Raw genomic sequence first — 10,727 nt, 5'->3', positions numbered from 1 at the left:
GCGATCGCCGCAACGCCGCGGGTCAAGAGATCATCGACGATCTGCACCTCGCCGGCTTCGTCGGAGGACGAGGCGGGCCCGGTGTAGAGGCACTCGTATTCGCTGTCCTTGTTTTCCGAAAGCCACTTCTTGCAGCCGAGATTGATCTGCTCGAAGAACGGGTTGTCGAGCCCCTTGACCACGATGGCCAGCGTCTTCTTGTCCTGAGCCCCCGCCTGACCGGCAAGAAGCATTGCCGCCGACAGGGCGGTTATAGCCAGATACTTGATTTTCATTGCATTTCTCCTCCTCTTTGCAATCGCCGGCAAAGGCTCCTTCCTCAGCCGGGATACCAGACAATGCGCGGGTCGTTTTCGCCGCGCCTGTAGTTCCATGCACGTTCAAAGAGTTCCTCGAGGCCGACCGATGGCTTCCAGCCCAGCACCTTGCGGGCCTTGGCATTGTCCAGCCAGTTGCTGTGAAACGGCGTCGCTATCTCGGCCCGGTCCCTGCCGTTGGTCTCCATCAGCGCGGCGACCGCGCCGTAATCGACCGGTTCGTTCATGGCGATATTGAAGAGCTCGCCACGGGCGTCAGGATTGTCGATCGAAAGCAGGATCGCGCGCACCAGATCGTCGACATGAATGAAGTTGCGCTTCAGAAACCCGCCTTCGGCGTCGCGCATGGCGGGAAAGACGTCGCCGTTGCGCATTTTCGCAAGATCGTCCGCCTCGACCAGCGTTTCCCAGGGCGGCCCGCCGAACTGCGTGTCGTCAAGGGCGAAGGCATATCTGAAATCGTCCTTTTCCATGATCCATGGCGCCCGCAGGATCGTGTAGCCGAGGTCATACTGGATGCCGAACTGTTCCAGCATCACCTCTTCCATCACCTTGGTCAGCGCATAGACGCCCGGATAGGCGCGACGCGGCGCGGCTTCGGTGATTGGCGCGGCGTAACCCTGAAAGATATGGCCGACAACGCAATCGCCGCTGAGCAGCAGGAACTGGCGGCCTTTCTCAGACCGGCGGAACCGGTCGAGCAGCAGGTAAAGCCCCTTCAACGCGACATCGATGGCGAGATCGGGCGATTCCTTCACCGCGGCCAGATGAACAACATGGCTGACGCCTTCCAGCGCCCGCGCGACCACCTGTTCGTCGGCCATCGAGCCGCGGATCACGGTGACCCGGCGATCGTCGGTTTCGATGGCACGGTTGTTGCAAAGCGCGACCACCTCGAAATCCGAAAAACGCTGCTCGGCCAGAAAGGCGGGCAAGAACGCCTGTCCCACTTTCCCGGCCGCACCGGTCACCAGCAGCTTCATCCGCAACCCCCTCGATATTTCCTTGTGTCGGACGTGATAATTATTTACTAATAATATTAAGTCACGTTATTATTGATTTAGTAATGGCGTTGAAGGAGGCAGCCGGACAAGCATTCGGCTTTCCGGGTCGGCGCTGGACAAGAAGGAGGGGACCTGTGTCGAGACTTGTTTTGTCGGGAATATCGAAGAATTTCGGGGCCATTCAGGCCCTGTCATCTGTGTCGCTTTCGGTGGCGCCGGGCGAGGTGCTGGGCCTGATGGGCGATAACGGCGCGGGCAAGAGCACGCTGGTAAAGATCATCGCCGGCAATTTCCCGCCCTCGGCGGGCGAGATCCGCATCGACGACAAGCCCGTGACCTTCCACCGGCCGCGCGATGCGCAGAAGGAGGGCATCGAAGTCGTCTACCAGGACCTGGCGCTTTGCGACAATCTGTCGGCCGCCTCGAATGTCTTTCTCGGTCGCGAGGCCATGCGCCGGGTCGGGCTCGTCAAATATCTGAACTACCGCCAGATGAACGAGACCGCGGCAGACCTCTTCCGCCAGCTCAAGTCCGAGACCCATCCGCGCGACCTCGTCCGGAAAATGTCGGGCGGGCAGCGCCAGGCAGTCGCCATCGCGCGCACGCTGCTGTCGAAGCCGAAGATCGTGATGATGGACGAACCGACGGCGGCGATCTCGGTCCGGCAGGTCAAGGAGGTGCTGGACCTGATCCTGCGCCTCAGGGATCAGGGCATCAGCGTCATCCTGATCAGCCACCGGATGCCGGATGTCTTCGGCGTCGCCGACAGGATCGCCGTTTTGCGGCGCGGCGAGCTCGTCGCCAGCAAGCCTGCTTCAGGCTCCTCTCCCGAAGAAGTCACCGGTCTCATCACCGGCGCAATCGACGCGGCATAGAAAGGCGGACCGATGACCACCATGGACCATGTGATATCAAGAAGTCAGCACCGCAACTGGGCATCGAAGCTCGCCACCCAGCAGCTTTTCTGGGTGTTCGTCGCCGCGATTGCGGCCTGCCTGGCGCTGAGCCTCATGACCGATACCTTCGCCAGCGAGAGAAACCTGTTCAACGTCGCCCGCAACTTCGCCTTTGTCGGCATCATCGCGATCGGCATGACGGTGGTGATCGCCTCGGGCGGGATCGACCTGTCGGTCGGCTCGAGCGTGGTTTTGAGCGCGATGGTGATCAGCGTGCTGATGGCCGGCGGCATGTCGTTCTGGCTGGCCGCCCCGATGGCGATCGGCGCAGCACTTCTGGTGGGGCTCGTGAACGGCGTGCTGATCGCCTATGGCGGGATGCCGCCCTTCGTGATCACGCTCGGCACGCTTTCGGCCGCGCGCTCTCTCGCCATGGTGCTTTCCGACAACAAGATGATCTGGGAATTCGGGCCCGACCATGATCTGCTACTATGGATCGGGGGCGGGTCGACGCTTGGCATTCCGCACCCGCTTTACGCGCTCGCATTGCTGACGGTCGTCATGTCGTTCGCGCTCAAATGGACGCGATGGGGCCAGCATGTCTATGCGATCGGCAGCAATGAGAGCGCCGTGCGCCTGACCGGCATTCCGGTCAAGCGGCTCAAGGTCAGCATCTACATGTTCTCCGCCTTCACCGCGGGCGTGGCGGGTATCCTGATGGCCGGATGGCTCGGCAGCGTCACCACCAATCTCGGCCAGGCGCTGGAACTGACCGTGATCGCCGCCGCGGTGATCGGCGGCGCCAACCTTGCCGGCGGCGAGGGCACGGCAATCGGCGCGGTCGTGGGCGCGCTGCTGATCGAGGTCATTCGCAACTCGCTGATCCTCCTCGGCATCTCGACATTCTGGCAAGGAATGTTCATAGGTACATTCATAATTATTGCGGTGGCCTTCGACCGAATCAGGCATTTCAGATCATGACGCCTGCAAACGGTGACTGCGCCGATCGTCTTGGAGAATGCATTGAAACCGACAATGATGGATGTCGCCGCCCGCGCCGGCGTCTCCCAGGCCACCGTCTCCCTCATTCTCAACGGCAGTTCCGGCGCCCGCTTCAGCGAAGCGACGCGCAAAAGGGTGTTCGATGCCGCCGAGGCGCTGGGCTATCGCCTGTCCAACAAGACGGCGACCGCCAGCCACGCGGCCGCCAAGGTCATCGTCTTCCTCGTCGATGAGCTCACCACCGACCCCTGGATGGCGCTCGCCTTCGAGGGCGCGCGGGAAAAGGCTCTGGAGAGCGGGATCATCGTCACGCTTGGCGTGTTCCGCAAGGGCGAGGATCCGGATGATGGGGTATTGTCCATCTGCGAAAGCCAAACGCTGGTGGGCTATATCTTCGGCACCATCCTGACCCGCAAGATCGATCCGCCGCAGGCGCTTCTCGATGCGCCTTCCGTGCTGGTCAATTGCTACGACCAGCAGCGCCGCCTGCCCTCGATCGTGCCCGGCGACGTGGCCGGCGGACGCGCCGCGACCGAGCGGCTGATTGCCGGCGGGCGCAAGCGCATCGCGCTCATCAACGGCCAGGAGGGGCTCGACAACCCGCGCGACCGGCTGCGCGGCTACAAGCAGGCGCTTGCCAGCAACGACCTCGCCTATGACCCCAAGCTCGTGCACTACGGTAATTGGGAGCCGTCCTCCGGCTATGAGAAGACCCACGAACTGATGAGGCTTCCCGACCCGCCCGACGGCATTTTCTGCGCCAACGACCTGATGGCGATCGGTTGCCTTGAGGCGCTCAAGGAGCTCGGAAAATCCATCCCCGGTGATGTCGCCGTCGTCGGCTTCGACAATCGCGATATCGCCCAGTTCACCATGCCGCCGCTGACGACCTACCATCTCCCCATGTTCGAAATGGGCGCGATGGCCGTCGAATTGCTCGAGGACATGATGGGCGGACTGACCAGCGCGCATGATCAGCTCAAGGTCGAGTGTACCCTGATCGAGCGGGTCTCGGGTTAGAGCTTCGGGCGTTCATCTGCGGCCCGTGCCCTTGAACTTCATGACTGCCATTGAGTATCATTCGGCCGTCTTGCCGGTGTAAGAATCCGCGAGCGGCGTTTCGATCTTGGAAATCACCTTGCGGATACATTCTTCGGCACGCGTCACTGCTGTGTCGAGCGTGCTGTCCTTGCGGCGACCGAGCCTCAGTTCGTGGCTTGCAATGTCGCGGCCATGGATCGGAACATAGACGAGATAGCCCTCCTTCAGGTCTTCCTCGACATCGATACGGCTGAGGAAAGTGATCGCCTCGCCGGTGCGCGCGATCGATTTCAGAAGCTCGATCGAGTTCGAGAGCACCGTCGTGCGCAATGGAAAACCGGCCACGGCAAAGGCCTCGGTGACGAGATGGTTGATGGTGACGGATTCGTCCGGCAGAACGATCGGCCATTTCGCGATTTCAGCAAGCCGCAGATGCGGCCGGCTTGCAAGCGGATGTTCCCTGCTCACCACCACACCAAGCCGGGTCGGAAATGCCAGGTTGGCGGTGATGCCCGTTCCGTTCGCCCAGGCATAGGCCAGCCCCAGATCGCACTCGCCATTGACGAGATCGCTTTCGACGCCGGCCTCGGTCTGACTGCGCACGGTTATCGCGATGCCCGGATTCTCGGAGCGGAACACGCGGAGGATCAGCGGAATAATGCCGGCGGCGAGGCCATGCATCGCCGATATGCGGACCCGTGGGCCATCCGCGCCGGCAAGCTCGCCAAGGCGTTTCTTCATTCGCTCGCTGTCGCGCAGCGTCTGGCGAATATGGGCGACGACCACCTCACCGGCGGCGGTCACCTTCATGCCTCCGGAATGGCGGATGAACAGCGGCGTTCCCATTTCCTCCTCGAGCTGGATGATCCGACGGTTGATCGAGGAGGCGGAAACATTGAGGACATCGGCCGCCGCGCGGATGGAACCGCGCCGTGCAACCTCGTCAATCTGTGCCAGAAGGGTCGAATGAAGCATAAGTTGATGTTTTTCAGTAGGTTGTTGCGTATGGAGTATGAGCGTACGCTTTTTGTGCACGCTGGTCTCACAAAAAAACGCTCGCCTCGCAGGAAACTTCGCCGGTAAGTTTCAATTCAGAACCCGGCTGTCCGAACGGCCGGATAAAGGGGAATTGCAAGCCATCGCCGAACGCGCATGGAACCGAGGCAATGCATTGCCCGGACCGAAAGAGCTGCGCGGCTTCGGCGAAAGGAGAACCGGATTTGAGAGAGTTGGCCGGTACGCTTTCAGCAGCGCTGAACAGGGTGGTTGACGCCGTCGTCGTGATCCTGCTCGCCGCGCTCGTGCTCGACGTGTGGATCGGGGTGCTGGATCGCTATATTTTCCATTGGCAGTTCAACTGGCCGGAAATCATGGCCCGCTACCTGATGATCTGGGTGGCCCTGCTTGCCATTTCCTGCGGCATTGCCCGCCGCGATCACATCGGCCTGACGATCCTGATTGACCGCTTTCCGGTAACCTTGCGCCGAGCCATCCTGATCGGCTGCGATCTCCTGGCGCTGGCGCTGTTTGTCTGGACCTTCATTTACGGTCTGCAGTTCGCCATCAGCGGCGCCTCACGCTTTGCCCTGATCTTCGGCATGTCCATGGCGCCGGCCTTTGCCGCAGTGCCAACGGCGGCGGCCCTGGCCTCGGTACAGCTGCTTTTGTGTCTGGTGCGCGATGCCGGGCAGTACACCGTGCAGGACCAGGCGGCGGAGGTCTGACCATGGCAGTCGGTTTCCTCTTCTTCGCGCTGCTTCTGCTTGGCATGCCGATCGCCTTTGCCATCGGCCTTGCCGGCCTGACCGGACTGATCCAGCTCGACAATCAGCGCTTTCTTCTGACCGGCGTTTCGAAGCTCTTCACCGGCATGGATTCCTTCACCTTCCTCGCCATGCCGTTCTTCATCCTCGCCGGCGAGATCATGAACCATATCGGCATTACCAATCAGCTGATGCGGCTGGCGCATGTCATGGTCGGGCATTTCCGCGGCGGGCTCGCCCATGCCAATATGGTGGCTTCTGTGTTGTTCTCGGGACTGACGGGTGCGGCCACCGCCGATGCCGCCGCCTTCGGCAAGACGCTGGTGCCGGAAATGGTTCGTAACGGCTACAGGCGCGACTATGCCGCTGCCGTCACGGCCGCCGGCTCGATCATCGGCCCGACCATTCCGCCATCCGGACTGATGGTCGTCTACGGATCGTTGATGGGCGTTTCGATCGGCGGCCTGTTTGCCGCCGGCATCCTGCCCGGCCTGATGATCTGTGCGGTCTGCATGGCGATCATCGCGCTCGGCGCGGCGCGCAACAACCTGCCGCGGGCGGAACGCCGGGCGACGATGAAGGAGCTGGCCAGAGCCATCTGGAGCGCCGGTCTCGCCCTGATGATGCCGGTCATCATTCTCGGCGGTATTCTTGGCGGCATCGTCACGCCGACGGAAGCGGCCTCGGTGGCCGTTGCCTATGCGCTGTTCGTCGGTCTTGTCATCTATCGCAACCTGACGCTCTCCGACCTCTACCAGATGCTGCTGACCACGGCGCGCACGACCGGGGTCATCTTCGCCATCATCGCCTTTGCCTCGATGCTCGGCTGGTGGATGAGCTTCGAACGCATACCGCAGGCAATTGCGGGAGCGGTATTGTCGATTTCCTCGAATCCGGCCGTGATAATCTTCCTGGTGGTGCTGATCCTGCTCGCCGTCGGCATGGTCATGGATATCACCGCCATCCTGATCATTCTTGCGCCGGTGCTGGTGCCGCTCGCCAATGATATCGGCCTGCAGCCGATCCATTCGGGCATCATCTTCGTGCTGGCCCTGAACATCTCGCTGATGACGCCGCCGGTGGGCGCCTGCCTGTTCGTGCTCTCCTCGGTCACCGGCGAGAAGCTCGAGCGCATCGCGGCCAAGCTCTGGCCGTTCCTGATCGCTGAAATCGGCGTGCTCTTCGTCTTTGCCTACTGGGAGTGGCTGGCTCTTCTGGTGCCGCGCCTGCTGGGCTTTGCGAACTAGCCATGACGGCAACCCATTCTGCCTAACGGTCCGGCGATCTTCGCCGGGACGATCCCCCTGTCGCGCCTGCCGCGGCATGCATCAACCACGATAAAAGAGGACGAACATGAAAAAGACTTTGATTGCAGCCCTGACGCTCACCCTTCTGGGCAGTGCCCAGGCCTTTGCCCAGGAAAAGGTCATCCGCTTTGCCCATGACAGCAACGGCGACATCTACGACAACCCCAATCATGCCTGCGCTTCGGTGTTCGCCAGCATCGTCAACACCGGCAGCAATGGCGAGCTGAAGGTGGAAATCTATCCCGGCGGCCAGCTCGGCACCATCGGCGAGGCCGTGCAGATGGTTCGTGACGGCGTTATCGAGGTGACCAACGCCTCTACCGGGGCGCTCGCGCCCTATTACCAGAACATCGACGTGCTCAACCTGCCTTTCGCCTTCGACAGCAATGGCGCCGCCGATACCGTATTCAACGGTCCGTTCGGCCATGCGCTGAAGAAGGACATCGAAGAGAAACTCGGTGACGTCGTGGTGCTCGGCTACCCGGATACCGGCGGCCTCTTCGTTATCTCGAACTCGGAAAAGCCGATCAGTTCGCTCGAGGACATGGAAGGCATCCGGCTGCGCACCATGACGCTGCCCTCTCACCAGGCGATCATGAATGCGCTCGGCATGGAGGCCTACCCGTTGGCCTTCTCCGAGGTCTATTCCGGTCTGCAGACCGGCGTCATCGACGGTCAGATGAACCCGATCCCGATCCTGGTTTCGGCCAAGCTCGATGAGGTTCAGCAGTATCTGACGCTGACCAACCACCTCTACTCGCCCTTCACCATGCTGTTCAACAAGGCCTTCTATGACGACCTGACCGAAGACCAGAAGAACCTGATCCACACCGCTGCCCAGTCCTGCGAAAACGCCGCGCGCGGAATCTCGCGTATCATCGAAGCCTCCGATCGCGGTCTCGCAGGCCTCGCCGGCAAGATGACGATCACCGCGCTTTCGCCCGAGGATCGCGCGCAGATGCGCGAAGTGACCGATGCGGCCTTCGACAAGTACATGGCAGAAAACCACGGTGAGGATGCGATCGCGCTGGTCGACCTGCTGAAGCAAGAAAGCCAGCAGGCGAATGCGACCCGCTATTTCGGCGACGAGTAATGCCCTGGCCGGGGCAGGGCAAGCGCCTTTCCCCGGCCTTCCGGGCTCGATCGCCCGGTCCATGTTGATCTGTCTCGGAAGGATAAAACGTGCGTTCGAGCCTTGGTGAAACGAGATCGCGCATCAAGCGCTCGCATGCGCTTGTTTGCGCGGATAGTCATGAGATCATCGGCCTGCCTCACTGGCCGGACACCGATGTTGTCTCATATGTGACGCCGGGCCTCGGCGCCGGCTTTTCACTTTTCAGGATCGTCGCCAGGCGTGACACGCTTGTTGCGCCGCCACCCCATGGCGGCATCCGCTTCGTTCTGATCCGTTCGGGTGAGGTGCGCGTGACGGATGGCGCCGAGACACGCCTGCTGCGCCCGGACGATTATGCCTATCTTCCATCGCCGGCACCGTTCACTCTGGAACTTTCGGCAGATGCTGAAATCCTCTGCCTGGAGCATGCCTACAAGCCGCTTTCCGGTTACGAGCCGCCGGGCGCGCTCTTCGGCGCGATTCCGGCCATCGATCCTGTGCCTCTCAAAGGCAACGAGCAGCTCCACGTTCAGAAGCTTCTTCCGGAGGCGCCGGGCTTCGATATGGAGGTCAACGTCATGACCTTCGCTCCGGGTGGCTCGCTGCCATATGTCGAAACCCATTTCATGGAGCACGGGCTCGTCATGCTTGACGGCGGGGGCATCTACCGCCTTGACGATAGCTGGTACCCGGTTGCGCAGGGCGACGTCATCTGGATGGCGCCGTTCTGCCCGCAATGGTTCGGCGCACTCGGGCGGGAAGACGCGCGCTATCTGATCTACAAGAACTGGAATCGTGACCCGCTGGCCTGACGCCAATCGTTACCTGCCGGCCCCAGGCCGCGTTCGAGATGATTTGCTGCCGGAACGCCAAGCCAGACGGCTGAAGCGGGCTTGCAGCCGAGTCCTTCTCCCTTTTCGGCCTCGCCTCCAAATGTCATCGATCCGCGTAATCAACCGACGCCTCGCCAAACACCTTGAAAATCCATAACTCCTTGGTTATGAGTTAATCATAACCGGAGAGCTATGAATTGCCCCTGACCCAACCCGACGACATCCTGTTTCGAACGCTGGCGGACCCGACACGCCGGGCGATCTTCGAGCGCCTGTGTCGAAAGGGGGATCAGACGGTCAAAGCGCTGACGGAACACGCCGGGATTTCCCAGCCGGCCGTCTCCAAACATCTCAGCGTGCTCAAGCGCGCCGGGCTCGTCGTCGACCGCCAGGACGGCCGCCAGACACATTACAGCCCGCAACTTGACGCCCTTGCGCCGTTGACGGACTGGACGGAACGGATGGCGAGCTTCTGGGAGCGCCGCTTCGACGACCTTGAAGACCTGCTGAAGAGGATGGACAATTGACCGAGACCCGCACCGTTGTCGTCGAACGCGACCTGCCGCATCCGCCGGAGAAGATCTGGCGCGCCCTCACCCAATCCCACCTGATCGGGGAATGGCTGATGAAGACCGCCTTCACGCCTGAAGTGGGGCATCGCTTCGGATTCAGCGCGGATTGGGGCGAGGTCGACTGCGAGGTTCGGGCGGTCGAGGAACAGAAGGCTCTGGAATACAGCTGGGATGCCGGCGATCTGCGGTCTGTGGTCAGATGGACTCTCACGCCGACCGGCAAGGGAACGCGCCTGCGCATGGAACAGACCGGCTTCCGGACGGATCAGCCGAACTATTATGGCGGCGCGAAACTGGGCTGGCCGCGCTTTTTCGACAGGCTGGAGCAGGTACTGGCCGAGATGGATTGAAGCGGACCCGGGCCATGCACCACGGAACCGAGAGACAAGAGGACCATGCCATGAAGGATGCGCAACAGGAGCAAAATCCATCGCGGAAGATCGATGAAAGGATTGCGGAACTGGGCGACTGGCGGGGCGACACGCTCTCCCGCATCAGGGGTTTGATCAAGGAAGCCGAGCCCGATATCGTCGAGGAATGGAAATGGCGCGGCGTCCCGACCTGGTATCGCCACGGCATGATCTGCACCGGCGAGACCTACAAGGACAAGGTCAAGATGACCTTCGCCAAGGGCGCGTCCCTGCCCGACCCAACCGGGCTTTTCAATTCCAGTCTCGACGGCAATGTCCGGCGGGCCATCGATTTCCGAGAGGGCGACGCGATCGACGAAGAGGCGCTGTCGGCGCTCATCCGAGCCGCCGTGGCACGAAACGCTTCATGATCCCTCGGGCCCGTGCCCTTTTCCCATCCAACGAATTTGGGAGGACGTACAATTGAACTGGAGCAAGCTGATAAGACAATGTCATCGCTGGCTGTCG

General features: G+C 61.6%; 12 protein-coding genes and 1 pseudogene. 10 read left to right on the top strand and 3 right to left on the bottom strand.

All coding sequences use genetic code 11. The features are described 5' to 3' along the window. Both B4E36_RS02205 and B4E36_RS02200 read right to left on the bottom strand, forming a co-directional pair. Positions 1–275 (bottom strand): annotated as a pseudogene (locus tag B4E36_RS02205) (sugar ABC transporter substrate-binding protein); the annotation flags it as partial. A 44-nt stretch (positions 276–319) separates the two neighbouring features. Further along, positions 320–1,300, bottom strand: a complete 981-nt coding sequence (locus B4E36_RS02200) for an NAD-dependent epimerase/dehydratase family protein (protein ID WP_292057866.1) — start codon at positions 1,298–1,300, stop codon at positions 320–322. 155 nt (positions 1,301–1,455) lie between these two features. Between B4E36_RS02200 and B4E36_RS02195 the strand changes: the two genes are divergently transcribed. The 3 genes from B4E36_RS02195 to B4E36_RS02185 are packed head-to-tail and all read left to right on the top strand — an operon-like array spanning position 1,456 to position 4,239. Then, on the top strand, positions 1,456–2,196 hold the full coding sequence (locus B4E36_RS02195) for an ATP-binding cassette domain-containing protein (RefSeq protein ID WP_292057863.1): 741 nt from the start codon (positions 1,456–1,458) through the stop codon (positions 2,194–2,196). Positions 2,197–2,208: 12 nt separating this feature from the next. Beyond that, positions 2,209–3,198 carry an ABC transporter permease gene (locus tag B4E36_RS02190; RefSeq protein WP_414673711.1) on the top strand — a complete coding sequence of 330 codons (990 nt, stop codon included), beginning with the start codon at positions 2,209–2,211 and terminating at the stop codon, positions 3,196–3,198. Positions 3,199–3,240: 42 nt separating this feature from the next. Continuing rightward, positions 3,241–4,239, top strand: a complete 999-nt coding sequence (locus B4E36_RS02185) for a LacI family DNA-binding transcriptional regulator (RefSeq protein WP_292057861.1) — start codon at positions 3,241–3,243, stop codon at positions 4,237–4,239. 57 nt (positions 4,240–4,296) lie between these two features. Here the strand turns inward: B4E36_RS02185 and B4E36_RS02180 are convergent, their stop codons facing one another. Next, positions 4,297–5,235, bottom strand: a complete 939-nt coding sequence (locus B4E36_RS02180; protein WP_018064596.1) for a LysR family transcriptional regulator — start codon at positions 5,233–5,235, stop codon at positions 4,297–4,299. Positions 5,236–5,480: 245 nt separating this feature from the next. Between B4E36_RS02180 and B4E36_RS02175 the strand changes: the two genes are divergently transcribed. The 7 genes from B4E36_RS02175 to B4E36_RS02145 all read left to right on the top strand — a co-directional run bounded on the left by B4E36_RS02175 (position 5,481) and on the right by B4E36_RS02145 (position 10,630). Beyond that, positions 5,481–5,984 carry a TRAP transporter small permease gene (locus B4E36_RS02175; RefSeq protein WP_033410037.1) on the top strand — a complete coding sequence of 168 codons (504 nt, stop codon included), beginning with the start codon at positions 5,481–5,483 and terminating at the stop codon, positions 5,982–5,984. Positions 5,985–5,986: 2 nt separating this feature from the next. Next, a complete protein-coding gene (locus B4E36_RS02170; protein WP_292057856.1) occupies positions 5,987–7,270 on the top strand; it encodes a TRAP transporter large permease in 1,284 nt (427 codons plus the stop codon). A 106-nt stretch (positions 7,271–7,376) separates the two neighbouring features. Next, the gene (locus B4E36_RS02165) at positions 7,377–8,423 is read left to right on the top strand and encodes a DctP family TRAP transporter solute-binding subunit (protein WP_292057854.1); all 1,047 of its coding nucleotides are present in this window, start codon (positions 7,377–7,379) and stop codon (positions 8,421–8,423) included. An 89-nt stretch (positions 8,424–8,512) separates the two neighbouring features. Continuing rightward, positions 8,513–9,256, top strand: coding sequence for a (S)-ureidoglycine aminohydrolase (allE, locus tag B4E36_RS02160; RefSeq protein ID WP_292057851.1), 744 nt, complete (start codon positions 8,513–8,515; stop codon positions 9,254–9,256). 224 nt (positions 9,257–9,480) lie between these two features. Beyond that, entirely contained in the window at positions 9,481–9,804 is a 324-nt protein-coding gene (locus B4E36_RS02155; protein WP_292057923.1) for an ArsR/SmtB family transcription factor, read from the top strand. After that, complete coding sequence (locus B4E36_RS02150; protein ID WP_292057849.1) at positions 9,801–10,199, top strand: SRPBCC family protein; 399 nt, start codon at positions 9,801–9,803, stop codon at positions 10,197–10,199. The genes B4E36_RS02155 and B4E36_RS02150 overlap by 4 nt, the downstream gene beginning before the upstream one ends. 50 nt (positions 10,200–10,249) lie before the next feature. Further along, complete coding sequence (locus tag B4E36_RS02145; protein WP_345899922.1) at positions 10,250–10,630, top strand: DUF1801 domain-containing protein; 381 nt, start codon at positions 10,250–10,252, stop codon at positions 10,628–10,630. Positions 10,631–10,727: the final 97 nt, after the last annotated feature.

This window comes from Martelella sp. UBA3392 (assembly GCF_002358775.1).
Classification (GTDB): Bacteria; Pseudomonadota; Alphaproteobacteria; order Rhizobiales; family Rhizobiaceae; genus Martelella; species Martelella mediterranea.
The sequence above is the reverse complement of the archived record's forward strand: the minus strand, read 5'-3'. Positions and strand labels throughout refer to the sequence as shown.